The sequence below is a fragment of the Micromonospora sp. CPCC 206061 genome, from assembly GCF_036906915.1.
Lineage (GTDB): Bacteria > Actinomycetota > Actinomycetes > Mycobacteriales > Micromonosporaceae > Phytohabitans.
Genome location: NZ_JBAKHX010000097.1, coordinates 1 through 25,848, shown reverse-complemented (window position 1 = coordinate 25,848; position 25,848 = coordinate 1). Strand labels below are relative to the sequence as shown.

The 25,848-nt window shown below is 67.9% G+C and carries 18 protein-coding genes; 14 read left to right on the top strand and 4 right to left on the bottom strand.

From position 1 onward, the window contains the following. The 3 genes from V6V89_RS36415 to V6V89_RS36405 all read right to left on the bottom strand — a co-directional run. A partial coding sequence (locus V6V89_RS36415; protein WP_334624198.1) for an alpha/beta hydrolase family esterase occupies window positions 1-979 on the bottom strand: 979 nt, incomplete at its 3' end. A 30-nt stretch (window positions 980-1,009) separates the two neighbouring features. Next, window positions 1,010-2,527, bottom strand: coding sequence for an arabinofuranosidase catalytic domain-containing protein (locus tag V6V89_RS36410; RefSeq protein ID WP_334624197.1), 1,518 nt, complete (start codon window positions 2,525-2,527; stop codon window positions 1,010-1,012). Window positions 2,528-2,603: 76 nt separating this feature from the next. Further along, window positions 2,604-6,158, bottom strand: a complete 3,555-nt coding sequence (locus tag V6V89_RS36405) for a ThuA domain-containing protein (protein WP_334624196.1) — start codon at window positions 6,156-6,158, stop codon at window positions 2,604-2,606. A gap of 440 nt (window positions 6,159-6,598) precedes the next feature. Between V6V89_RS36405 and V6V89_RS36400 the strand changes: the two genes are divergently transcribed. The 7 genes from V6V89_RS36400 (at window position 6,599) to V6V89_RS36370 (ending at window position 16,912) form a co-directional block, all read left to right on the top strand. Continuing rightward, entirely contained in the window at window positions 6,599-8,107 is a 1,509-nt protein-coding gene (locus V6V89_RS36400; protein ID WP_334624195.1) for a sugar ABC transporter ATP-binding protein, read from the top strand. Next, on the top strand, window positions 8,107-9,081 hold the full coding sequence (locus V6V89_RS36395) for an ABC transporter permease (RefSeq protein ID WP_334624194.1): 975 nt from the start codon (window positions 8,107-8,109) through the stop codon (window positions 9,079-9,081). Before V6V89_RS36400 ends, V6V89_RS36395 begins: the two co-directional genes overlap by 1 nt. A 26-nt stretch (window positions 9,082-9,107) precedes the next feature. Continuing rightward, window positions 9,108-10,064: an ABC transporter permease gene (locus V6V89_RS36390; RefSeq protein WP_334624193.1), complete on the top strand. Its 957-nt coding sequence runs from the start codon at window positions 9,108-9,110 to the stop codon at window positions 10,062-10,064. 26 nt (window positions 10,065-10,090) lie between these two features. Further along, the gene (locus V6V89_RS36385) at window positions 10,091-11,275 is read left to right on the top strand and encodes an ABC transporter substrate-binding protein (RefSeq protein WP_334624192.1); all 1,185 of its coding nucleotides are present in this window, start codon (window positions 10,091-10,093) and stop codon (window positions 11,273-11,275) included. A gap of 4 nt (window positions 11,276-11,279) precedes the next feature. Beyond that, on the top strand, window positions 11,280-12,194 hold the full coding sequence (locus V6V89_RS36380) for a sugar phosphate isomerase/epimerase family protein (RefSeq protein ID WP_334624191.1): 915 nt from the start codon (window positions 11,280-11,282) through the stop codon (window positions 12,192-12,194). Between the two features lie 331 nt (window positions 12,195-12,525). Next, entirely contained in the window at window positions 12,526-14,916 is a 2,391-nt protein-coding gene (locus tag V6V89_RS36375) for a ricin-type beta-trefoil lectin domain protein (protein ID WP_334624190.1), read from the top strand. Between the two features lie 217 nt (window positions 14,917-15,133). Then, window positions 15,134-16,912, top strand: a complete 1,779-nt coding sequence (locus V6V89_RS36370; protein ID WP_442935293.1) for a glycoside hydrolase family 6 protein — start codon at window positions 15,134-15,136, stop codon at window positions 16,910-16,912. A gap of 62 nt (window positions 16,913-16,974) precedes the next feature. Here the strand turns inward: V6V89_RS36370 and V6V89_RS36365 are convergent, their stop codons facing one another. After that, window positions 16,975-17,745 carry a FadR/GntR family transcriptional regulator gene (locus V6V89_RS36365; protein WP_334624189.1) on the bottom strand — a complete coding sequence of 257 codons (771 nt, stop codon included), beginning with the start codon at window positions 17,743-17,745 and terminating at the stop codon, window positions 16,975-16,977. Window positions 17,746-17,888: 143 nt separating this feature from the next. Between V6V89_RS36365 and V6V89_RS36360 the strand changes: the two genes are divergently transcribed. From V6V89_RS36360 to V6V89_RS36330, 7 genes are all read left to right on the top strand, one after another. Beyond that, window positions 17,889-19,157: an ABC transporter substrate-binding protein gene (locus V6V89_RS36360; protein WP_334624188.1), complete on the top strand. Its 1,269-nt coding sequence runs from the start codon at window positions 17,889-17,891 to the stop codon at window positions 19,155-19,157. 4 nt (window positions 19,158-19,161) lie between these two features. Next, a complete protein-coding gene (locus tag V6V89_RS36355; protein WP_334624187.1) occupies window positions 19,162-20,076 on the top strand; it encodes a carbohydrate ABC transporter permease in 915 nt (304 codons plus the stop codon). After that, a complete protein-coding gene (locus V6V89_RS36350; protein WP_334624186.1) occupies window positions 20,076-20,903 on the top strand; it encodes a carbohydrate ABC transporter permease in 828 nt (275 codons plus the stop codon). Before V6V89_RS36355 ends, V6V89_RS36350 begins: the two co-directional genes overlap by 1 nt. Window position 20,904: 1 nt before the next feature. After that, a complete protein-coding gene (locus V6V89_RS36345) occupies window positions 20,905-22,125 on the top strand; it encodes a mandelate racemase/muconate lactonizing enzyme family protein (RefSeq protein ID WP_334624185.1) in 1,221 nt (406 codons plus the stop codon). A gap of 26 nt (window positions 22,126-22,151) precedes the next feature. After that, window positions 22,152-23,180, top strand: coding sequence for a zinc-dependent alcohol dehydrogenase (locus tag V6V89_RS36340; RefSeq protein ID WP_334624184.1), 1,029 nt, complete (start codon window positions 22,152-22,154; stop codon window positions 23,178-23,180). Between the two features lie 82 nt (window positions 23,181-23,262). After that, complete coding sequence (locus tag V6V89_RS36335; RefSeq protein WP_334624183.1) at window positions 23,263-24,504, top strand: sigma-70 family RNA polymerase sigma factor; 1,242 nt, start codon at window positions 23,263-23,265, stop codon at window positions 24,502-24,504. Between the two features lie 293 nt (window positions 24,505-24,797). Continuing rightward, on the top strand, window positions 24,798-25,848 hold a 1,051-nt coding region (locus tag V6V89_RS36330; protein ID WP_334624182.1), incomplete at its 3' end, for an endo-1,4-beta-xylanase.

Sequence of the window (25,848 nt, the reverse complement as noted above, 5' to 3'; positions counted from 1 at the left end):
GCGTGGGAGTGGTCGGACCCGGCGTTGGGGTGGTCGGACCCGGCGATGGAGTAGAGCCTTGGAACTGTGCGAAGAACCGCCACACCTCTGCCTTGGTCCAGGTCCGGACGCCGTCCTCACAGCCAGAACACCCGTCCACCGGAGCTGGCCCGTGGCCGCTGTCGTATGCGGCCCACTGCACCGGGTATCCCGCCCGGCACGAGTAGAGGGTGGTGATGTGCTGCCCGCTGCCCTGCGACGGTTCGCGCGGGTTCTGGGCGGCGCAGCCATTGTTGCGCACGAACGTGTCACGCAGCGAACGTCCCTGGGAGATGTTGAGGACGTTGTCCGAGATGCCGTGGAGGCCGAAGTACGCGATCGGCTGGGTGCCGCCGCTGCACCCGCTCAGCTGCGCGCCGGAGTAGGCCGCGACCGCTCGGAAGACGTTGGCCCGGGCGCAGGCGAGTGCATAGCTCATGCCGCCGCCGTAGCTGAAACCGAGGGCGAAACGCTGCGTCGTGTCGACGCAGAGGGCGTCGTCGATTCGCCGGATCATGTCGTCGACGAAGGTGACGTCTTGACCACCTGGGTTGGCCCAGCCGTTGCCGTTGCCCTGCGGTGCGACCAGGATCGCGCTGTTGTTCGACTGCTCCTGCATACCGTAGTAGGACCAGGCGGCTCCGCTGGTCCCGCCCGAGGAGACGTCGTTCATGGTGCCGCCCCGCCAGTGGAACGCGAAGATCAACCGGTACGGGTTGTTGTTGTTGTAGTTGGCGGGAACCCGAATGATGAAGCTGCGATTCTGGCCGCCGCTCTGGATCGTGTGCGAACCACTGTTCAACCCCGGGGCCTTGCCACATCCAGCCGTCGCCGCGAGGGGGACCGCGTCCGCGGTCGCGGATGCCAGCCGGATGCCGGTGATGCCGGCACTGGCGAGAACCAGTATCGCGGCGACGGCGATCGGCGTCCGCCAACGGTGTCGATTGGTGCCCTGTCTCATAGCTACTCCATTCCTCGTGGGTGCGGCGACTCAGCGGTAGCCGGCCGCGACGATGTTGGCCTGTACCGCGTTCTCGGTCGCGTCGGACGGATAGCCAGCGACCATGGCGCCCTCGTAGAAGGTGCCGGCGCTGAGATTGGCGCCGCCGTTGGGCTTGCAGCAGTCCCCGCCGCTGCCCAGGATGATGGCGCCCTGCTTCTTCATCGGGCTGTATCCGGGAGGAAGCGAGCCGTCCCAGAGCGTGTAAAGGTTGCCGGACTGGGCGTTGCTGCCCTTGATGGCGAAGCGGGAGGTGCCATTGTTCTTGAGCGTTGCCGTGACGAACTTGCTCGTGAAGGCGCGCTGGTTGGGGTTCCAGGACTGGCTTCCCCCGGAGAAGAGCCCCCACTCCAGGTCGGCCTGGACCCAGGGGCCGGTGCCGGAGCACCCGCCGAACCAGCACTGCGTGCTGAAGTTGATGGCGTCCATCGCCCCGGCGGCGTCCGCGGACCGGGTCGTCTCGCTGTTGCCGTAGTCGAAGCAGCAGCCGTTGTTGACGTGCGTGCCGCTGGTCACCATGTACATGCCTTCCGGGGCGCTACCGGTCGGTACGCCGGTCAGGTGCCCGTCGCGCCAGTAGCTGTTGCCGGGGTTGATGTAGAGCGAGTACGCCTTGTTGCCCCCGATCGTCAGCGACTCGGAGGTCGCGATCGCCGGTCGGCTCTGGGGCGAGCCGGGTACCACGCTCGATCCCTGGTACCACAGATCGTTTCCTCTGCCGGACTGGTCGTAGACGACGGTGACGACGCAGGTGGTGCCGGTGCAGAACGAGTCCTGGGCCGCCGCGTTGGCGGTGCCGCCCGCGCTCAGGACGGCGATGTCCCGGGTCGTGTTGTCGGACGAGCGCCGTACCTGGTACAGGTTGCCGTTGTAGGAGCCGTACAACGCGCGCACGGTGCTGTGGGCGGCGATGCAGGCCGTACCGCCGGAGGCGTAGATGTCGCACGGGCCGGCGCCGGTCGGTGGCGTGGGCGGTGGCGAGGTCGGCGTCGTCGCCGTCGGTGTGGCCGTTGGCGAGTTCCACTGCTGGTTGCTCTGGCCGTGGCAGTCCCAGAGGATGATGTTCGTGCCGTTGGCCGTGCCCAGCCCGTTGGCGTCCAGGCAGCGGCCGGACTGCGCGCCGATGATGGTGCCGTTCGAGTTGACGTTCCACTGCTGGTTCGCTTGTCCGTTACAGTCCCAGATGATGACCCGGGTGCCGTTGGCGGTGCCCTGCGCGTTGGCGTCCAGACACTTGTTGCCGTACACCATCAACTGCCTTGAGGACGTGTAGGTCCAGGTCTGGTTGGCTGCCCCGGTGCAGTCCCACAACTGCGTCTGTGTGCCGTTGCTCGTGCTGGAGTTCGGGACGGCCAGGCAACGTCCGGATTGGACGCCCACGATCGGGGCGCTCTGCCCCGGCTGGATGGTGGCCGCCACGGCGGTGCCGGCGGCGAGAGCGATGACGAGTGCGGCGCCCACGGCGAACAGCTGCCTGTAGTGGCGGCGCCGGCGGTTCGAGATGACCATAGCGGTTCCTCACATGTTGTCGGGGGGAGAGGCTCCGGCGCGTGGGCGCGCACCGGAGCGCTCTCGATGAGGTGGGCTATGCGGTGGTGAATCGCCACTGCTGGTTGGTGCCGCTGTGGCAGCTCCATTGCAGGAGGCGTGCGCCGTCCGTTGTCGCCGCGCCGTTGACGTCGACGCAGAGTCCACTGGGGACGCTCTTGATGGTGTACACGCCCGACGTAGCGGTCGCTGTCACGAGGAACTTCTGCTGGTTGCTGTTGTTGCACGTGAACTGTTGCAGGAACGCGCCTTGAGCGGTGGAGCCGCCGGTGACGTCGAGGCACTTGTTGCTGTGCACCGCCTTGAGGTAGACGGCGCCGCCACCGGCGTCGACCGCCTGCCACTTCTGGTTGTTGCCGCCGGTGGCCGCCCACTGCACGATCTGCGCGCCGTCGGCGGTGGAGACCCCGCTGACGTCTATGAGCTTGCTGCTGTGCTGCGCCGCCACGGTCCAGGTCTTGCCGGCCACGCCGCCGCCGTCCGGGTTTGGCGTGCCGACGCCGGCGCCACCGAACGTGAAGGAGTCGAGGTCGAACCAGTTGGTCGAGCTGCCCTTGAACACCATGTAGAGCGTGTGGCTACCGGCGAGAGCGGCGGTGTTCACTGCCGGTGTGGACTGGTAGTTGTCCCAGGCGCCGGTGCTGGGTACCGGCGTGGTGGCCAGCAGCGTGCCGGTTGGTGAGCCGGCGCGCAGCTCGATCGAGCCGCCGCCGCTCGGCGATGTCAGCCGGTAGCTGACGTTGGTGATGCCCGACAGGCTCATCGGGTTGAAGGCGATCCAGTCGTTGTTGGAGATGTCGCCGACCCGTTTGGCGCTCTCCGCGCCGGCGTGGTCGATGACTCGTATCCCGGACTGGCTGGTGAAGTACTCGGCCTGCTTGTGCCTGGGTTGCAGGACCGCCTTGGCGTAGCCGGTCAGCGGGGTGGCGCCGCCGGGGCCGCCGTTGTCGGTGTAGCGGGCGTTGAGGACGTAGTACAGGTTGGCGCCGTCGGGGTGCCCGCCGAGCAGTTCGGTGGGGATGGTGCCGGAGCAGCCGGGGTAGTCGGTGGTCTCGTGCTCGTGGTCGTCATGGCCGAGAGCCGGCTTGACGAACACCTTCGTGCAGTCGATGGCCCCGCCGTCCGGGTCGGAGACGGTGACCGTGTACGAGACCCGGTCGCCGAAGTTGAGCATGCCGCCGTTGGACGGGACGGTGATGGTGACCACCGGCGCGGCGTTGCCGACCGTGATCGGCACGTTGGCGAAGGCGCTCCTGCCGGTGTTGTCGGTGACCTTCAGCTGTGCGGTGTAGTTGCCGTTGGCGGTGTAGGTGTGTGACGGGTTGGCCGCGGTGGAGGTTCCGCCGTCCCCGAACGTCCACAAATAGCTGAGGGTGTTGCCCGCGTCTGGATCTGTGGTGCCGGCGCTGCTGAACTGCACGGTCAGCGGAGCGCTTCCACTGGTGGGCGTGCCGGTGGCCTTGACGATCGGTGACCGCCCGCCATGGATGTAGTCGATGCGGTAGAGGCCGGAGTCGTTGTTGCCACCGCCGAAGTTGGAGCCCCATTCGAGCAGGTAGAGCGAGCCGTCCGGACCGAACTCCATGTCCATCGGCTTGTTGGAGTTGCCGGCGGGCAGGAAGGGGTTGGTGCGGGTGGCCGCCGTCGCCGAGTCGAAGTGCACCTCCTTGATGTAGTTGCGCATCCATTCGTAGAAGAAGTGGACGCCGTCGTAGTAGGGCGGGAACTTGGTGGCGGACGTGCTCGCCGCGTTGTAGCGGTAGACCGGTCCGCCCATCGGACCCGAGCCGCCGGAGCCGAGCTCCGGGAAGGTCGGTGAAGTGCCGTAGCCGTACCACATGTTCGGCGCGACGATCGGCTTGAGGCTGGTCAGGCCGGTGTTGTTGGGCGAGTTGTTGACCGGTGCGTTGCAGTTGAACTTCGCGCCAACGGAGCCGTTGTCCGGGTTGTAGGGTGCGTACGGCTGGTTGTCGCCGTGGCAGAACGGCCAGCCGTAGTTCCCTGGCGCCTTGATGACGTTGAGCTCGACGAGCCCTTCCGGTCCGCGGTTGGTCGTCGGAGGGTTCCGGTCCGGGCCGTAGTCCGCCACATAGACCCACCCGGTCGAGGGGTCGATGGAGAACCGGAACGGGTTGCGGAAGCCCATCGCGTAGACCTCCGGCTTGGTCTGCGCCGTCCCCTGTGGATAGAGGTTGCCGGACGGGATGGTGTATCCGCCGTTGGCCGAGGGCCGGATACGCAGCAGCTTGCCGCGCAGATCGTTGGTGTTACCGGCGGTCCGGGCCGCGTCGAGGTTGGCCTTGCCCGACCGCCAGTCCAGCGGGGCGTAGCCCTGCCAGTTGGGGTCGAGGTTGGGCGGGACGTCGTCCCCGGTGCCGATGTAGAGGTTTCCGTCGGGGCCGAACTCGATGTATCCGCCGGTGTGGCCCGGCTCGGCGAAGGTGCGATCCCGGGTCGCCGGGATGTCGATGATGGTGACGGCACTGGACATGTTGAGGGTGTCGCCGGTGAGGGTGAAGCGGGAGACCCGGTTGATGTCGGTCGAGCTGTTGGACGGCGAGTGGTACAGGTACACATAGCCGTTGGTGGCGAAGTTCGGGTCGAGCGCCAGCCCGGTCAAGCCATCCTCGCCGCCGGTGTAGACGCTGAGGGTGCCGGCCGTGACCGTGGAGTTCGTGGCCGGCCTGAAGATTCTCAGCTGGCCGCCTCGCTGCACGTAGAGCACCCGCCCGTCCGGCGCGACGGCCAGGGCCATCGGGTCGGAGGTGTTGTCGTCGAGGGTGCGCTTTTCGAAGTTGCTCCACACGGTGCCGCCGCAGTCGCCGGGCTCGTTGCCCGCGGCCCATTTGACGCCGCCGAGCACGTGGTTGCGGAAGTTGGCCTCGCTGTAGGAGGCGATCGCGTGGCCCATGGCGGTGGCCCACACGCGGCCGCCCGCGGTGTTACGGCACCAGGAGATCGGGTGGTCGGGGCCCATCGCGCGGGAGCCCGGGTTGTACGTGCGCTCGTCGGCGGTGACCAGGACGTGGACGCTGCCGCGCGGGTTGCGGTCGAAGTTGTACCACTCCTCGCTGCGGGTCCAGCGGTCCGGCAGGCTGGCCGTTGACGGGTGCTTCTTGTCGGCGACGATGGCGGTGCCTTGCAGCACGCCGGGGGAGTGCTCCGGCATGTGCGCGCCGGCGTTGATGGTCTGGTCCCACCACGGGTACTCGTTCTCGATGCCCATGTCCGTGGCGTTGTGGATGGCGACGATGCCCTTGCCGCTGGCGAGGTACCCCTCCACGGCCTGGCGTTGGGCCGCCGTCGTCCACACCATGCCCGAGGTCTGGAACATGATGAGAACGTCGAAGGTGGCGAGGTTCGCCGGGGTGAAGACGTTCGAGTCCTCGGTATGGACCAGCTCGAAGTTGTTGGCAGCGGCTTGGTCCTGGAACATCGAGATGCCGGCGGGGATCGAGTCGTGGCGGTAGCCGGTGGTCTTGGTGAACAGCAGGGCGCGGAAGGCCGGGGCCGCTGACGCCGGTTGAACGACGACCGCGACCGACAGTAGCAGGCCCGCGATCGCCCCGATGATCAATGTGCTGCGACGCATGCCGTCTCCTATATCGGCGGAACGAGGCTGCGACCACGGGCACGGGAAGCCGCGCACTCGGCGCGTCAGGCGGTGCCTGGGCGCGCGGAGAGCGTGCGTGTGCCGGTCAGATCGTCATGCCGTCCGCCGCGACGGGCAGTCAGGTCCGCAGGTCCGCAACGGCGTGATACATCAGATGTATCGCCGGAACCCGTGGTCTGCTCGGTCAGCATGCGTGGGACATCATGAAAAGTCAATATGTGACTTGTGAAGGGCGAACAGCCGGACTCGATCCTGATTGGATATCCAGGATTGCAGTGATTCATCTGATCATTTACCCTCCCTGAGTGGGAGACCTGGTCGCGCTCGGGCAGGGTCCGTAGCCCATCGGTGAAGGCTGCGGAGCGTTCGGCCATGAGCAATTGATCTTGTCCGTGACGACACTCCGTAGGGATTCCTCCATGTCCGCCTCTTCGCCGTCACCGCTGCTCGCACTCCGAGGCATCGGCAAGTCGTTTCTCGGCGTACGCGTCCTCGACGACGTCGACCTCGATGTCTGGCCGGGCGAGGTGCACGCCGTCGTCGGTGAGAACGGTGCCGGCAAGTCGACGCTCATGAAGGTCGTGTCTGGCGTGTACGCACCCGACGAGGGCGCCGTCGAGTTCGCCGGCGCACCGCGCACGTTTCACGGTCCGCGCGATGCCCACCGGGCCGGCATCGGCATCGTCCATCAGGAGTTCAACCTGCTACCCGAGCGCACCGTCGCCGAGAACGTCTATCTGGGCCATGAGCCGGTGCGCCGCGGGCTCGTCGACCGCGTCGCGATGATCAGGCGCACCGCGGCGCTTCTCGCCTCCATCGGGGAGGAGTCGTTGCCGGCCGACGCCCTCGTGCGACAGCTCGGCGTGGCGCAGCAGCAGGTCGTCGAGATAGTCAAGGCACTCGCCCTCGACGCGCGGCTGCTGATCATGGACGAGCCGACCGCGGCTCTCGCGGGGCACGAGGTCGAGCAGCTCTACGCGCTCGTCCGGCGGCTGCAGGAGCGGGGGATAGGCGTGCTGTACGTCTCGCACCGGCTCAAAGAGGTGTTCGACCTGGCCGGCCGTATCACGGTACTCAAGGACGGCCGTCGGGTGACCACGCTGCCTACCGCCGATACGACGCCGGAGCGGCTGGTGCGACACATGGTCGGCCGGGAGTTGTCCAGCTACTTTCCCGATCGCGCCGGACCCGGCGACATCGGACCCGTCCGCGTCGCCGTCCACAGTGGAGGCAATCGGAAGCTGCGCGGTGTCGACCTGCGACTGCGCGCCGGCGAGGTGCTCGGCGTCGGCGGCCTGCAGGGCTCCGGGCGATCGGCGCTGGCCCGCGCGCTGTTCGGCGCGGCGCCGTTCGCCACCGGCGAGGTCACGCTCGACGGCGCGCCGATCCGGTTGCGCTCGCCGCGCGCGGCGATGCGCGCTGGCATCGCGTACGTCACCGAGGACCGCAAGGGCGAAGGCATCGTGGCCGGGCAGCCGGTGCTCGACAACGCCCTGCTGGCCAGCCGCGCCGTCCTGCCCGCGTGGACCGGCCGCCGCGCCCGCACCACCCGCGTCCGTGAGCTGCTCGCCGCCGTCGACGTGCGCGCCGCCGGGGAGGACCAGGAGATCCGTTTCCTGTCCGGCGGTAACCAGCAGAAGGTCGTGCTGGCCAGGTGGCTCGCGCTCGGCCCCAAGGTCCTGCTGTTCGACGAGCCGACCCGGGGCATCGACGTGGGCGCGAAGTCGGCCATCCATGATCTCGTCCGCCGCCTCGCCCGCGACGGCGCGGCCGTACTGATGATCTCCTCCGAATTGCCGGAGCTGCTCGGCATGAGCGACCGGATCATCGTGATGCGCGACGGCCGGATCGCTGGCGAGCTGCCCGCCGGCGCGACCGAGGAGGACGTGCTGGCCCTCGCCCTCGGAACCGCGCGGGAGGCGGCCTGATGAACACCGCGCTGCCGTTGCCGGCCAGGCGGACCTCGCCGGGCGTGTTCGTCGCATTGGCCCTTACCCTGACGGTCGGTTGGCTGGTCGTCGCGGTCGACGGCGGCCAGCTGTTCAGCCAGTCGACCACTGTCAGCCTGCTGCATGTGGCCACCGGTCTCGGGCTCGTCGCCGTCGGCCAGACCCTCGTCATCATCGGCGGCTCGCTGGACCTGTCGGTGGCGTACGTCGTCAGCCTCAGCACCCTGGTCGCGGCGCAGACCATGAACGGTGACGGCGGCGCGCTGCTGCCGGCGATCGGCTTGACCCTCGCCGTCAGCGCCGCGATCGGCCTGCTCAACGGCTTGCTCGTCACCAAGGCGCGGATGAACGCGTTCATCGCCACGGTGGGCGTCGGGCTGCTGCTGAAGGGATACCTCGAAAACGGCTATGACGGCCCCGCGGGCAAGACCGCGCCCGCCCTCGTGCAGAGCCTCGGCTACCAGCGCCTCGGACCTGTGCCCGTGTCGTTCCTGCTGCTGCTCGCCGTCGCCGCCGCGGCCTGGCTCGCGCTCGCGCGCACGCGCTTCGGTCACCACCTGATGGCCGTCGGCGGTGACCCGGAGGTCGCCCGGCTCTCCGGCGTCCGCAACGGCAGGGTGCTCGTCGCCGCCCACGTGCTGTGTTCGCTCTGCGCCGGCGTCGCCGGGATCTACCTCGCCAGCCGGCTCGGCTCCGGCGCCCCGCGCGTGGGCACCGAGGGCCTGTACGACCTGGAGTCGATCGCCGCGGTGGTCCTGGGCGGCACCGCCTTGGCCGGCGGGCGCGGCGGCGTGCTCGGCACCCTCGGTGGCGTGCTGCTGCTCGCCAGCATCGACGCCATCTTCAACCAGCTCGAGGTCGACGCCTTCTTCAAACAGGTGATCCGTGGCGTGATCATCATCGCGGCCGTGGCCATCTACGCCCGCCGGGCCCTGCGAAAGGCGGCGTCCTAGCCATGCGGATCGCCGAGTCTCGCCCATTGCCACGCTTCCCCCGGGTTCGCCCCGGCAGCGTCGCGCCGATCGTCGCCATCCTCGCGGTGTTGCTGGTCCTACTGACCATCCGCCAACCCGACTTCCTGTCCCCACCGTCGCTGATGTCGTTCCTCGGCCGCTCGGCGCCGATCATCCTGCTCGCCGCCGGCCAGTACTTCGTCATCGTCTCGGGCGAGTTCGACCTCTCCGTCGGCTCGCTCGTCACCGCGCAGGTGGTCGTCGCCGCTCGGCTGATCGACAGTGAGCCGTCGCGCACCTGGCCGGTCGTGGTGTTGCTGCTCGCGTTCGGCGCGGCCGTCGGCCTCGTCAACGGCCTTGTCACGACCCGGCTTCGGGTGCCCTCCTTCATCACCACCCTCGGCATGTTCCTGATCCTCGTAGGCGCCGTGTACCTGTGGTCCAACGGGGCCCCGAAGGGCGGCCTGTCCGAGGAGTTCCGCCGGTTCGGCCGGCGCGCGTTCGAGGACGTGCCCGGGTTGGGCCGCATACCGTACGCGCTGCTCGTCCTGCTGGCCGCGGCCGGCCTCGCGGTCCTGCTGACGCGCTCCGACTTCGGGCGCACCCTGGTCGCGGTCGGCGGCAATCCGCGCACCGCGGAACTGAGCGGCGTGCGGGTCTGGCGCGCCAAGACCATCGCGTTCGTACTCAGTGGACTCGCGGCGGCGCTCGCGGCGATCCTGCTCGGCGGGTACAGCGGCATCTCGTTCCAGGCCGGCGCCGGCCTGGAGTTCGGCGCCATCACCGCGGTGGTCCTCGGCGGCGTGGCGCTGGGCGGAGGTCGCGGCTCGGTCGTCGGCGCGATGCTCGGCGCGCTGACCCTCGAGACGCTCTTCGCGCTCATGAACTTCTACGGCGTCTCCGGCGCCCTCAAATCGACCGTCCAAGGCGCGATCATCCTGCTCGCGGTGGCGGTCTCGTCCGTGCGTTCCACGTCCAGGTAACGGGATGTCCAAGTAGAGGAGATTCAGTGAGAAGCTCCATAGCCGCACTGGCGGTCGGCGCCCTGGTGGCACTCGCCGGCTGCGCAACCGATGAGCCTGCCCCGACCGCCACGAGCACCGCTTCGGCGGCCGCCGGGTCGGGCACGGGCGAGCAGTCGAAGTTCTTCGTGCAGGCCGACTACGACAACGAACTCGCGCTGCTCGTGGCCACCGCCACCGGTCCGGCCGGCAAGCCGTGGGAGCAGGTGCTCAACCCGAAGATGGCGGCGACCGCGAAGTTCAAGAAGGCCGGGCCGTACAAGATCTGCTTCTCCAACGCCGGGCTGAACAACCCCTGGCGGCAGGTCGGTTTCAAGACCATGCAGGCCGAGGTCGACAGCCACCGCGGCCGCATCAAGGAGTTCGTACACGTCGACGCCGAAGGCAAGGACCAGAAGCAGATCGCGGACATCAACGACCTGCTCGGCAAGGGCTGCGACGCGCTGATCGTCTCGCCGAACACCACCGCCACGCTCACTCCCGCTGTCGAGGCCGCCTGCCAGAAGGGTCTGCCGGTCATCGTGTTCGACCGCGGCGTCGACACGACGTGCCCGGTGACGTTCATCAACCCGATCGGCGGCTACGGCTTCGGCCACGTCGCGGCCGAGTTCGTCAGCCAGAAGATGAAGCCGGGCGGCAAGGTGCTCGCCCTGCGCATCCTGCCCGGCGTCGACGTCCTGGAGACCCGCTGGTCCGCCGCGAAGGTCGCCTTCGACAAGGCGGGCGTCAACGTGGTCGGTGTCGAGTTCACCGACGGTGACCCGGCCAAGACCAAGAAGATCGTCGGCGACTACATCCAGCGGTACGGCACGATCGACGGCGTCTGGATGGACGCCGGAGCGGTCGCCGTCGCGGCCGTCGAGGCGTTCCAGGACGCCGGCAAGCCCGTGCCACCGATCAACGGGGAGGACCAGCTGGACTTCCTCAAGCTGTGGCAGGACAAGAAGCTCACCGCCATCGCACCGACGTACCCGACCTACCAGTGGCGAACCCCGATCATCGCAGCGCTGAAGGTGCTCGGTGGCGAGCCGGTGTCCAACCCGTGGAAGCTGCCGCAGCCGACCATCACCCAGGAAAACCTGAACGAGTACGTCGATCCGAACATGCCGCCGCTGCACTACGCCATGTGCGGCTGCACCGACCTGCCCGGCTACCCCCAGCGATGGAAGTAGTTACGTGTACGCCATCGGCATAAGCCCGTGGGTGTGGGCCTCGCCGGTCGACGACGAGGCCCTGGCCGACCTGATCCCGCGGATCGCCGGGTTCGGCTTCGACTCGGTCGAGCTGCCGGTCGAGCAACCCGGCGACTGGGATCCGGCGCGCACCCGCGACCTGCTGGGCTCCCACAACCTGGCCGCGGCGGCGGTCTGCGCGGTCACCCCGCCGGGCCGTGATCTCGTGGACGCTCCACCGGCCGTCGTGGAGTCGACCGCGGCGTACCTGAGGACCTGTGTGGACAGTGCGGTCGCCGTTGGAGCGCCATGCGTCGGCGGCCCGGTATACGCCTCGGTGGGGCGTACCTGGCGGATGTCACCGGAGGCTCGCTCGGCGTGCTACGCGGACTTTCGCCGGGCGCTCGCGCCGGTGGCCGACTACGCCGGCGAGCGGGGCGTAAGCATCGGCGTGGAGGCCCTGAACCGCTACGAGACCAGCGTCGTCAACACCGTGGAGCAGGTCCTGGAACTCATCGACGGCCTGCCACCCAGCGTCGGCCTCATGATCGACAACTATCACATGAACATCGAGGAGAACGATCCGTGCGCGGCCCTCACCCTCGCTGGATCGCACATCAAGCACGTTCAGGTCAGCGGCACCAACCGCGGCACTCCCGGCGCGGACCACTTCGACTGGCTCCGCTTCCTGGCCGCGCTGCGTGCCACCGGTTACGAGGGATCGATCTGCATCGAGTCATTCACCGCGCAGAACGAGGCCATCGCGACGGCGGCGTCGATCTGGCGTCCGCTCGCCGAATCGCCGGATCTGCTTGCCTTGCAGGGCTTGGCGTACCTGCGAGCGGTCGACCACTGTGTCGACCAGGCCTGTCGATCCGGCGACAACCGGATCGACAGCAGTCACTTGACATGGACGTAACCTCGGCTTAACGTGACGCCTATGTGACGTCATACGTCATACGCCTTAGCTGCCCTCTTCCTTCCGGAGGTGATCGATACGGGTGATCACTGGACGGTTTCGCCGACCCGTCTGGTGATCCGCGCTTTGGGAGCGACCTCCGCTGGAGGCCGCATCCCTTTGTTGGAACCATCCCTTTTGTTGGAACCGAATTTACGACGCCGGGTAGACCGTCACTGCGTTCGGACCTCACTGCTACAGAGCCCTGCCATACCGAGGATCGGCCATACCTCCCAACGAGCCGGCCTCGGTAAGGCATCGGCAGACCCCACACCACGTCTTAGGAGAACCCGTGTTCGCATCCTCGTCCTCGGCGCTGCGTAGGCAGCTACTGGTCGGCGTCGCTGCGGCGGGGTTGGCCGCCGCGGTCGGTGTCGTGGCGTCGCCCGCCCCCGCCTTGGCGGCGCCCACGATCCTCTACGCGTCCGCGTCCGCGTCCGGCACCGGCACCGCCTGTTCCAGCGCTCAGCCGTGCTCCCTGACGGCGGCGCAGGCCGCGGTGCGGTCGCTGAACGACGCGATGTCGGACGACATCGTGGTGCAACTGGCCGACGGGGTGTACCGGCTGTCGTCGCCGTTGCGGTTGACCGCGGAGGACTCCGGCACCAACGGCCGCACGGTCGTGTGGCAGGCCGCGCCGTCGGCGCGTCCGGTGATCAGCGGCGCCCGGGCGGTCACCGGGTGGTCGTTGGCCGACGCGGGTAGGAACATCTGGCGGGCCACCGTGCCCACCGGGACCGACGCCCGGCAGCTCTACGTCAACGGGGCCGTCGCCACCCGGGCGCGTACGCAGGTGAACCGGGCCGACTTCACCGCCTCCAGCACGGGGATGCGCTTCACCAACGGCGCCTTGAGCTACCTGAACAACCTGACCAACGAGAACCGGGTCGAGATGGAGAGCGTCAACTCGTTCACCGACCGGTACTCGCCGGTGCAGAGCATCAGCGGTGGCCTCATCACGATGCAACAGCCGGCGTGGAACAACAACAACTTCGGCTACGACACCTTCACCAGCCCGCACCGGGCCGGTCCGCTCTACCTGGCCAACGCGTACGAGTTCCTGGACTCGCCCGGCGAGTGGTATCTCAACCCAGGGACCGGGATCCTGTCCTACGCCCCGCTGGCCGGGCAGAACATGAGCAGCGTCAGCGTGGAGCTGCCGGTGCTGCAATCACTGGTGAACGTCGGGGGCACCTACGACGCGCCGGCGCACCACATCACGTTCAACGGGATCACGTTCACCGGCACGAGTTGGCTTGGCCCGAGCAGCAACCAGGGCTACGTGGACCAGCAGACCGGCGCCTACATGACCGGCAATTGGAGTTGGCCGAGCTTCACCTCCTGCCACAACGGCTGCTCGCAGTTCGAGGCGACCCGACCGAACTGGCAGCAGATGCCCGCGGCTGTGCAGGTCTCCGCCGCCAACACCATCACCTTCAGCGACTCCCAGTTCGTCAACCTTGGCCAGACGGCCATCGGCATCGGCAACGACGCCAACGCCCACGCCAGCGGCGTCGGCCTCGGCGCCAGCAACATCACGGTCACCCGGTCGGAGATCGCCCGCAGCTCGGCCGGCGGCATCGTGGTCGGCGGCGTGCGCGCCGACGCGCATCACCCCAGTGACCAGCGGATGGTCAATCGCGACATCACCGTCAGCAACAACCGCATCCACGACCTCGGGACCGACTACCGGGGCATCGTCTCGGTCCTGAACACCTACGTCACCAACGCCACCGTCTCGCACAACGAGGTCTACAACATGCCGTACTCCGGCATGTCGATCGGCTACGGGTGGGGCTCCAACGACGCAGGCGGCAGCAACCACTACGCCAACCGCGGCCTGTACAACTACCAGCCGCGGTACACGACGCCGACGACCGCGTCCAACAACCGCCTCATCGGCAACTACGTCCACGACGTCATGCAGCAGATGAACGACGGTGGTTGCATCTACACGCTCGGATGGAACCCGAACGCGCTGATCAGCCAGAACTACTGCCTGCGGACCAACGGCTACTTCGGGGTGTACTTCGACGAGGGCTCGAAGTACTACACCGCCACCAACAACGTGTTCTCGAACACCGGCACGTGGGCGACGGCCAACTACTGGGGTGGCGAGAACATGGGCAACTGGACCGTCACCAACAACTGGTCGACCAACGGCAGCACCAACGTGACCAACGGCGACCGCGGCAACGTCGTCTCCGGCAACGTCACCGTCACCAATGGCAACTGGCCGTCAGCCGCCCAAGCCGTGATGGCGTCCGCGGGGCCTCAGGGCGGCAGCAGCCAGCCGAGTGGCACGGTCGTGGGGACGCAGTCCGGGCGGTGCCTGGAGGTCCCGGGCGGCAGCACCACCAACGGCACCCAGACCCAGTTGTGGGACTGCACAGGCGGCACCAACCAGGCGTGGACCTACACCGCCGGCAAGCAACTGACCGTGTACGGCGGCACCAAGTGCCTGGACGCCAACGGGCGAGGCACCAGCAACGGCACCACCGCCATCATCTGGGACTGTAACGGGCAGACCAACCAGCAATGGAACGTCAACCCGAATGGCACCATCACCGGCGTCCAATCAGGACTGTGCCTGGACGCCAGCGGAGCAGGTACCGCCAACGGCACCAGGATCCACCTCTGGTCCTGCCACGGCGGCGCCAACCAGCAATGGACCGTTCGATGACCTAACCACTCAGCCACTTAGACCGCCTCGACTGAGGCGTCGCATCGGGAGCCGACGCGAGTGTGCCCCGCCAAGGGCATGTGGATGGTGCGAACCGTCCACATGGCGGGGCACTCCCTGGCCTCACGGACAGGGATGAGACCAGCACGCTCGCCCTCCGGGCCGGCGAGCCAACCGTCAGGTGCGTACGCGCCGCGACGAATGAGGAGAAACAGCAGTGAGACTCGTGTCGAGTCGTACCCGGAGACAGCGCCTGGCGGTAGCCGCCGTCGCGGCGCTTGGATTGGGCGGCCTCTCAGTGGTCCAGGCGTTGCCAGCCAGCGCCGCCACCGGTTGCAGTGTTACGTACGCGGTCGCCAGTCAGTGGAGCAGCGGCTTCCAGGGCGGCCTCACCATCCGGAACGTGGGCGATCCGTGGACGTCGTGGACGCTACAGTTCTCGTTCGCCGACGGCCAGCGGGTGACACAGGGGTGGAACGGCCGGTTCACGCAGAGCGGCAGTGCCGTCACGGTGTCCAATGAGTCGTGGAACGGAGGCGTCGCCACCGGCGGCACGGTCGTACCCGGCTTCATCGCCAACTGGAGCGGCACCAACACCGCGCCGACCTCGTTCTCGGTCAACGGCGTGGCGTGCAACGGCCCGGTCGTCACGACGCCGCCGACGTCAAGCCCGACCGTGAGCCCGACGGTGAGCCCGACCGTTAGTCCGACGGTGAGCCCGACGGTCAGCCCCACGACCAGCCCCCGGCCCGGGACCAAGGCGGACAACCCGTACGCGGGGGGCCGTGGATACAACAACCCGGAGTGGAAGGCCAAGGTCGAGGCGGTAGCGGGCGGCAGCCGGATCTCCAGCAACCCGACTGCGGTGTGGATCGACCGGATCGCGGCCATCGAGGGCAGCCCCAACAGTCAATCCAACGGCCCGTGGGGAGTCGAGGATCACCTGCTGGAGGCGGTGCGCCAAGGTGCCTCGTACATCCAGTTCGTGATCTACAACCTGCCGGGCCGGGACTGCTCGGCGCTGGCGTCCAACGGTGAGCTCGGCCCGACGGAGATCAACCGGTACAAGACCGAGTACATCGACCCGATCGCGGCTTACCAGGCCGATCCGCGCTTCGCCAGCCTGCGGATCATCAACATCGTCGAGATCGACTCGCTGCCGAACCTGATCACGAACGTGACCGGTCGGCCCTCGGTCAAGCCGATGTGCGACACCATGAAGGCCAACGGCAACTACCAGACCGGCATCGCGTACGCGTTGCAGAAGCTGGGCGCGATCGGCAACGTCTACAACTACATCGATACCGCACACCACGGCTGGGTCGGCTGGGACGACAACTTCCGCCCCACTGCCCAGCTGATCGCCGACACGGTCCGGCTGTCGGGAAGCGTCAACAACGTGCACGGCTTCATCAGCAACACGTCCAACTACTCGGCGCTGTTGGAGCCGTACATCACGGTGAACGACCAGACGCGTCCGTCGAAGTGGATCGACTGGAACCGGTACAACGACGAGACGAGCTTCGTCCAGGCGTTCCGGCGAGAGCTGATCACGCAGGGTATGCCGTCGGATATCGGCATGCTGATCGACACCTCCCGCAACGGTTGGGGCGGCTCGGCTCGGCCGACCGGTCCGGTCACCACGGGCACCATTGACGAGCAGGTCAATGGCTCCCGGATCGACCGCCGCATTCACAAGGGCAACTGGTGCAACCAGAGCGGTGCCGGCATCGGCGAGCGTCCGCGAGCCAACCCCGGCCCGGCAGGTATCGACGCCTACGTGTGGGTCAAGCCGCCGGGCGAGTCGGACGGCTCCAGCCGGCTGATCGACAACCCGGACGGCAAGGGCTTCGACCGGATGTGCGACCCGACGTATGAGGGCAACGACCTCAACGGCCACAACATGTCAGGTGCCCTTGGCGACGCCCCGATCGCGGGCGCCTTCTTCCCTGCACAACTCACCCAACTGATGCAGAACGCCTACCCGCCCCTGTAGGCGGCCGGAAGCCGGCGGCGGGGCCCGGGTGAGGCGCGGGCTCCGCCGCCACCTCCAGGACGCTATCGCCGCAGCCGGGTCGGTTCGCCGGGGCCGCTGCGGCGCACCACCCACGCCTCGGTGATGTGAGTGAACATCGCCGAGGCGGCGCCCTCGGGATCGTGGGCGGCGATCCGCTCGTAGATGCGCCGATGGCCGCGGTTTGAGGCGACGCACAGGGCGCGCTCGGTGCGGCCCATGTAGCGGGCGGTGTTGACGACCTGGCTCTCCAGGGCGCGTACGACGGCGCGGGCGATGCGGTTTCCGGACGCCTGCATGACAGTGTCGTGGAAGGCGCGGTCATGATCATGATAGGTGACGTGGTCGTCGACGAGCTCGTCCATCTGGTCGACCATGCGGCGCAGCTGGTCGATGACCTCGTCGTCGGCCAGTCGGGCGGCGACATTGGCCATGTCGGACTCCAGCACGCGGCGGGTGACGACCAGGTCGTCGAGGATCGCGAGGCTCTCGTCTTCGGCGATGGTCGCGCCGAGGATGAGCTCGTCGAGCATGTTCCACATCGCCGGCGGGGTGACCGTCGTGCCGGTGCCTTGGCGAACCTGCACCAGCCCCTTCTCCTGAAGGATCTTCACCGCCTCGCGGATGACAGTGCGGCTGACCGAGAAGGTCTCGCACAGCACCGGCTCGGGCGGCAGCGTCGAGCCGGAGGGATGGACTCCGCGGACGATTCGCTCCACCAGCTCGGCTGTGACCGCCGTGGCGAGGTTGGCCGGTCGTCTCGTCCAGGCAGGGGGCCCGGCGACGCCTGCGGCCGGCTGCGCTGCTGCCGTCATATCACCCTCCGTGGCCCGCGAGCCGCCACGAGCGCCTCCTCACTATACGTCAGCGTGTTGACGTCATACGTCATACGAGTTACGTTGCCGGTTAAATCTCCGCCAGTGGCCGGGACGGCCTGTCACCAGGGAAGTGAGCAGCGATGAAGCAGCGTGCACTGTGGTCGGCGGTCCTGGTCGCTGGGCTGGCGTTGGCCGGCTGTGGAAGCGCCTCGGATTCTGGATCCTCGTCCGGTGGTTCGGCCGGCAAGCTCGTAGTTTGGGATTGGAAGTCGGGTGACTCGTCCGCAGCCTCATATATCGACAAGGCTAAGGCCGACTTCGCCAAGAAGCATCCCCGTGTGACGGTCGAGTTCGTCGCACAGCCGTTCGAGCAGTACTACACGTTGCTCGGCGCCGCCATCCAGTCGGGTAAGGGACCGGATGTCATGCTCTTCAACGGGGGCGGGCAGATCCGCGATCGGGCGGACGCCCTCCTGCCGTTGGATGAGCACATCGCCGAGGACAAGCAGCGCCTGGCCGGCTGGGACGCGTTCACCAAGGACGGCAAGGTCTACGCCGCCCCGGTGACGTTGCAAGGTCACCCGATCTACTACAACAAGGCGCTCTACCAGAAGGCGGGGCTGAACCCCGAGCGGCCGGCGACCAGCTGGAACGAGTTCGTCGCCAACTGCGCGACCATCACCAAGGCCACCGGGGCCAAGTGCTTCGCGCAGGGCAACAAGGAAGGTATCGGCATCCAGTTCTTCATGTCCGGCCTCGGTTCGGGCATCCTCTCGCCGCAGGAGTACGACGACTGGATCGCTGGCAAGCGCAACTGGAACTCGCCGGGCGTCAAGCGGATCTTCGAGCTCTGGAAAGAGGTCAACGACAAGGGCCTGAACAATGCCGGCGCCAACTCGACCGCGATGTTCAACGACGCGTTCGCGGTGTTCCAGTCCAGCAAGGCCGCGCACGTGATCGGGCTGATGTCGGACATCGGGCACTGGAAGGACTTCGCCGAGTTCCTCGAGGCCGACAACGTCGGTGTCATGAGCTCGCCGGTCGTGACCGCCGGCACCACCCCGAGCCTGCCGTACGACGGCGGCATCGGCTACGCGGTCGCGAAATGGACCAAGGACCCGAAGGTCGCCGCCGATCTGGTGCGGTCGCTGACCTCAGCCGAGGCGTTGAAGGCGTTCTACGCCGACGCGGGGGCGATCGCCTCGGACACCACGATCGACGTGTCCAGCGCCGGCCCCGCCGTCGCGACGATCGTCACGGGGATCAAAGACGGCAAGCCGGCACTGCACGTGGCCCTGCCGTCCAAGACGGTGGACCTGATGGGGCGGCTGTCCCAGCAGTTGCTGAGCGGATCGGTCACGGTCGACAAGGCGGTGGAGCAGCTGGCCGCGTCCGACCAGGCGGGTTGATCTCGTGCCACTGGGTAGCGCGTCGCCGGTCCGTCCCAGCGCGTTAGGGCGGACCGGCCGGCGGGCCGAACGCCTCGCACCCTATGTCCTGGTCGCACCCGCCGTGCTGATCATTGTGGTGCTGCGGCTGTGGCCGTTGCTGTTGGGGATCAACTTCTCATTCACCGGCGACGGCGCGCGCAACGGCGCCGCGGTCGGCCTGGACAACTATCGCGAGCTGCTCGACGATCCGCTGTTTCGCACCGCCTTGCGCAACGTCGGGCTGCTGGTGCTGCTGCTGCCGGTCGCGGTCGCGATTCCGGGATTGCTCGCCACGTTCATCTACCTGCGCGTGCCGGGCCACCGGTTCTTCCGAAGCGTCTATTTCTTCCCGGCCGTGCTGTCACCAGTGATCGTCGGGGCGATCTTCAACCTGCTGCTGGCGTACGACGGCCCGTTGAACGCCGTGCTGGGCGGCGTCGGCATCGGTCCGGTCGACTGGCTCGGCAACGCGAATGTGGCCATCTTCGCCGTCGTCGGCGTGCACGTCTGGGCGACGTTCGGCATGGCGCTGGTCGTGTTCCTGGCCGGGTTCGCGACCCTGGACGCGGCGCTCGTGGACGCCGCCCGGGTCGATGGCGCCTCACTGCGGCAGACCATCTGGCACGTCATCATCCCCGGCCTGTCCCGCACCATCCAGTTCGTCTTCGTCACCACCATGATCGGACTGCTGACCTCGATGTTCGGGCTGCTCTACATCATGACCAGCGGCGGCCCGGAAGGATCCACCTACCTGCCCGAGTACTACATCTGGATCCAGCAGGGACAGATGAGCCGCCCGGCGCTCGCGTCGGCCGCGTCCACGGCCCTGTTCGTGATCATGCTGGTCGTCGGCCTGTTGCAGATCGGCCTGCTGCGCCGCGCGGGGAGGGAAGACTGATGTCCCGCGTCCGACTGGGCAGATGGCTGATCGCCGCGCCGATGACGATCCTCGCCGTGGCGACCATCTACCCGCTGCTGTTCACGGCCAATGTGGCGATGAAGACCCGCCGGGAGTACATCCTCGACCGCTTCTCCCTGACGAGCACCCTGCACTGGGAGAACCTCACCACCGCGTGGAACAGCGCCGGTATGGCCCGGTACTTCCTCAACTCGCTCATCGTGGTGACCTGCTCGGTCACCCTGCTGCTGCTCATCGGCTCGATGGCCGGGTTCGCGCTGGGCCAGGCGCGGTTCCGTGGCTCGTCCGCGCTGTTCCTGGTCTGCCTCGCGGCGCTGTTCATCCCGTTCCAGGTGATCATGGTGCCGCTGGCCAGGATCATGGCCGACGGCGGTCTCATCGACACCTATCCGGGCCTGATTCTCGCCTACGTCGCGCAGTACCTGCCGTTCACGGTCTTCCTGATGACCAGCTACTACCGGGGGGTGCCAGCCGAAATCATCGACGCGGCCCGGATCGACGGAAACTCCCTGTACGGCGTCTACCGGCGGATCATGCTGCCCATCGGCACGCCAGCGCTGCTGTCGGTGGGCATCCTCAACGCACTGTTCTGCTGGAACGACGTGCTCATCTCGCTGCTGATGATGCCGTCGGCCGACCATCGCACCCTGATGGTGGGCGTCACCTCCCTACGCGGCCAGTACTCCGACGACATCCCCACCTTCGCCGCCGGCGTCCTGATCGCCGCGGTACCCGTGTTGGTGACCTACCTGTTCCTACAGCGCCAGATAGCCGACGGCGTGACCGCCGGTGCGACGAAGGGGTGACATGCGGATCACCGGATACCGAACCCTGACGACGGCACAGGAATGGGGCCGACCAGTCGGAGACGCCAACGGCATCTACGCCGATGGCGTCATGCCCGTGCCGATCATCCTGGTCGACACCGATGAGGGGATCACCGGCGTCGGCCTCGGACCACATGTGGAAGCCGAAGCCGTCTTCGCGGCGATCGACGGGCAGGATCCGCGGGCGGTGACGGCCCTCTACGACCGCATGCTGCGGCAAACCTTCAAGGCGGGCCACGCCGGAGTCGTGTTCGGCACGATCGGCGCGTTCGACACCGCCCTGTGGGACATCAAGGCGCAGGCCGCGGGCGAGCCGCTGTGGCGGCTACTCGGCGGCCGTGACCGCAGGGTCCACGCTTACGCCTCCGGCCTTGACATCGGCCTGACCGACGACGAACTCGTCGCCACCTACCAGATCTACGCCCAGCACGGGCTCAGAGCGGCCAAGCTCAAGGGCGGCCTCGACATCGAGCGCGACCGGCACCGGCTGACGCTCGTGCGCGACGTGCTGACCGAGGCGGCGCACGGAAAGCGGCCCGGGCTGATGCTCGACGCGAATGAGTCCTGGGGGCGCAAGCAGGCGATCCGCCACGTCGGCGAACTCGAACGCACCCTCGACCTGACCTGGATCGAGGAGCCGGTCCGGCGCTGGGACGCCGACGGCCTGGCCACCGTCAGCCGCGGCATACGGGCGGCGGTGGCCAGCGGCGAGAACCTGACCGGGCTCGAACAGTTCCGTCCGCTGATCGCCGCGGGCGGCCTCGACATCGTCCAGACGGCCGCGGTCTGGGGAGTCACCCACTTCCTGCGCGTCGCCGCGCTGGCACACGCCTTCGACCTACCGGTCAGCCCCATCGGCAATACGCCCGTGCCGTTGCTGCACGCCGCGACCTCGGTGCCCAACCACATCGCCAGCGAACTGCAGGATCTGCGGCCGCCGATCGGCGTGGCGATGGACCTGCACGTGGAGCACGGCACCTACGTGCTGGGAGACGCGCCGGGGCTTGGTGTCCGGGTCGACGAAACGATGATCGCCGCCGCGTATCAGGGCAACACACCCGTACCCACCGGACCGCACGTACGTCCGGAGCACGCTGGCCGGAGATTGCTCGCGGTCGCCGTACACCCGCCATCGCCATACCCCGTCGACGTCGGCTTGGTATCGGCCAACGCCGACATGCCGCACGCCGCTCGAAGCTGACCCGACATCGCTTGGACGGAGGATCCATGGAGGCGGTCGTCTACCGAGGCGCCCGTAGGTTCGAAATCGAGAACCGGGTCGCCGAGGCGCCTGCGACTGGGCAGGTAGCGATCGAGGTCGCCTACACCGGAATCTGCGGCACCGACCTGCACATCTACCACGGGGACATGGACTCCCGCGTCGGACCGGCCGCGGTAATCGGACACGAGATGTCCGGCCGTGTCGCCGCCATCGGCGACGAGGTGAGCGGCTGGTCCGTAGGCCAGCCGGTCACGGTGATGCCGACGCTGTCCTGCGGCCGGTGCGCCGCCTGCCAAGGCTGGAACCAACACATCTGCCATGCCATGAACTTCCTGGGTATCGACTCGCCCGGGGCCATGCAGTCGATCTGGAACGTGCCGGCGGACCTGGTGTTCGCTCTTCCCGACACCCTGCGGCTGCACGACGCGGCCCTCGTGGAGCCGGTCGCGGTCGCCGTGCACGACGTTCGGCGCGCCCGGATCGGCATCGGCGACCACGTGGTCGTGGTCGGCGGCGGCCCGGTGGGTGTGCTCATCGCGATTCTTTCCCGTCACCGGGGCGCGCGTGTGGTGCTTGTCGAGCCCAATCCGTTTCGCCGTACGGTCGCGCGGCGGATCGGGCTCCGGGCCGTCGATCCGCGAACGACCGACGTCGTGGCGCTGGTGAACGAACGTACCGCCGGCGCGGGGGCCGACGTCGCCTTCGAGGTGTCCGGCGCGGCCGGCGGCGTGAACACCGCTGTCGACGTGCTCGCGACCCGCGGCCGGCTGGTCATGGTGGCCATCCACCCACAGCCCCGCCCTGTGGACCTGCACCGGTTCTTCTGGCGCGAGCTGGAACTGTTCGGTGCCCGCCTCTATCAGCGCGCCGACATCGCCGAAGCCATCCGGCTGATCGACACCGGCGCGATCCCGGCCCAGCACCTGATCTCACAGACCCGCCCCGTCCGCGAGGTGGACGCCGCCTTCACCGCCCTCGAAAAGGGCGCGGACGTCATGAAGGTCCTGCTCGAATGGCAGGGAATCGCCCAGTGAGCCCGCTGTTCGACCCGACCGGACGCATGGCTGGGCCGCTGATGGACCGTCACCCGCGTGTACTGTGACGCCGGCCGGCAGGGTGAACGAGACGAGCCTGGTCGTCGCCGCACAAGCCGGCGACCGGCGGGCGCTCGACCATCTCGTCGCGGCCTACCTGCCGCTGGTGTACACCATCGTCCGCAGGGCGCTGAGCGACCGTGCGGACGTCGACGACGTCGTGCAGGAGACCATGCTGCGCGCCCTGCGGGAGTTGCGCGCGCTTCGTGCTCCGGAGAGCTTTCGACCCTGGCTGGCCACGATCGCGACACGCCAGATCAGTACCCACATCCACCGGCGGCAGGCTGACGCCCGGCGGACGGTTCCCCTCGACGAGGTGACCGACCTGCCTGACGCCGACCCGGAGAGCCGGGCCTTGACGAACGTGGAGCTGTCAGGTCACCGCCGGCAGGCGGTACACGCCAGTCAATGGCTCGACCCCGATGACCAGCGGCTGCTGTCGCTGTGGTGGCTGGAGACCGCGGGCCAGCTAACCAGGACCGAACTCGCGGCGGCGCTGGGAACCAGCCTGGCTCACGCCGGCGTGCGCGTCCAGCGGATGCGGAATCAGCTCGAGCTGAGCCGGTCACTCGTCGCCGCGCTGGAGGCGCATCCCCGGTGTGTAGGGCTCACCGCCGCGGTGGAGGACTGGGACGGCGTACCAAGCCCGTTGTGGCGCAAGCGCATCACGCGGCACGTCCGGTCGTGTCCACTGTGTATCCGTGCAACGGTGGCGGTCCCGGCCGCCGCCCTCGTCGGCGGCGCCGAGCTCACCACGGCCAGGTGGTCCGCGCCCGCGGCATCGGGCCGGCCGGTCACCGCGGCCACGGCGTCGGCGCGGGCGCCGGCGCGTCTGGGGCCGGCCTCGCTTGAGTCGATCAACGCGGCGGGCATGGTGATCACGACCGCTGACGACCTCGGTGTCCTGGAGCGCGTCGACGCGAACGCGGACGAGCCGGCGCGAGGACGGGCGACGTTCGAGGTGGTGCGCGGCTTGGCGGACCCCAGCTGCGTCTCGTTCCGTTCCCGGGACGGCCGGTACCTGCGCCATTCGTCCTGGCGGCTACGGCTGAGCCAGGACGAGGGCACCGAGCTGTTCCGCGGGCACGCGACGTTCGGTGTAGGCGTGGGCTCGGTACAGGGTTCGGTGTCGCTGGAGTCGTTCAACTGCCGCGGTGCGTTCCTTCGCCATCGCGACAGGAAGCTCTGGGTGGAGCCGTCCGACGGTAGCCCCGGGTTCCGCGCGGACGCCTCGTTCCGGCTACGGGCGGCGCTGGCCCGGTAAGAGCCGCGCGCGCGGGCGGGCGGACCATACGGTACCCGTTTCGATAACAGAAATGTGCGCCGCCTTTCGTGTCTTCCAATTCCAAGGAAGCGCCGAGAAAAGTGTTATGAATCAGGCCTGTCGATTGTCCTACGGTGCATCGACGTCTTCCTCTTGAAGGCGCCGAAACAATCTGGCAATCTCACAGTTATCGATGTGCGGCGTCCTCACTCTCGCGTGAGGTGGCATCGAGCGGACAAGCGATGTTAGCGCTAACGCGGCTAGCTGGCCCGATCCTTGGAAGGTACTGACTCATGAAGCATCTCGTCCGTTCGAGCGGTCCGCGACGGCGGCGGACCCTAGCGATTTTGCCCTTACTGGCGGCCGCGCTGGCGGCGGCAGGCACGGCGCTGGTGGTAACCGGCACCGCCAACGCGGGTACCACGTTGGGTGCCTCCGCGGCTGAGAAGAGCCGCTACTTCGGCGCCGCGGTCGGGACGTACAAGTTCAATGACAACACGTACATGACGGTGCTCAATCGCGAGTTCAACAGTCTCGTCGCGGAGAACGAAATGAAGTGGGACGCGACCGAGCCGCAGCGGGGCGTGTTCAACTATGGTGCCGGTGACAGGATTGTCAGCCATGCGCGTTCGCGGGGCATGTCGGTCCGTGGGCATGCGTTGTTGTGGCATGCCCAGCAGCCGGGGTGGGCGCAGGGGCTGTCCGGCGGCGACCTGCGCAACGCGGCGATCAACCACGTGACGCAGGTGGCGACCCACTTCCGTGGGCAGATCCACTCGTGGGATGTGGTCAACGAGGCGTTCGCCGATGGCGGTAGTGGTGGGCGGCGGGACTCGAACCTGCAGCGCACCGGCAACGACTGGATCGAGGCGGCGTTCCGGGCCGCTCGTGCAGCGGACCCGAACGCCAAGTTGTGTTACAACGACTACAACACCGATGGAATCAACGCGAAGTCGACCGGTATTTACAACATGGTTCGTGACTTCAAGGCGCGGGGCGTGCCGATCGACTGTGTGGGTTTCCAGTCGCATCTGGGTACCTCGATCTCGGGCGACTACCAGGCGAATCTGCAGCGCTTCGCGGATCTGGGTGTCGACGTGCAGATCACGGAGTTGGACGTCATGCAGGGCGGCAATCAGGCCAACGTCTACGCCACCGTGACCCGCGCCTGCCTGGCGGTCTCCCGCTGTACCGGTATCACGGTGTGGGGAGTGCGGGACTGTGACTCCTGGCGGGGTAGCGACAACGCCCTGCTGTTCGACTGCGCGGGCAACAAGAAACCCGCCTACGACGCCGTCCTGCGTGAGCTCAACGCCGGCACGAACCCGACCCCGACGGCCAGCT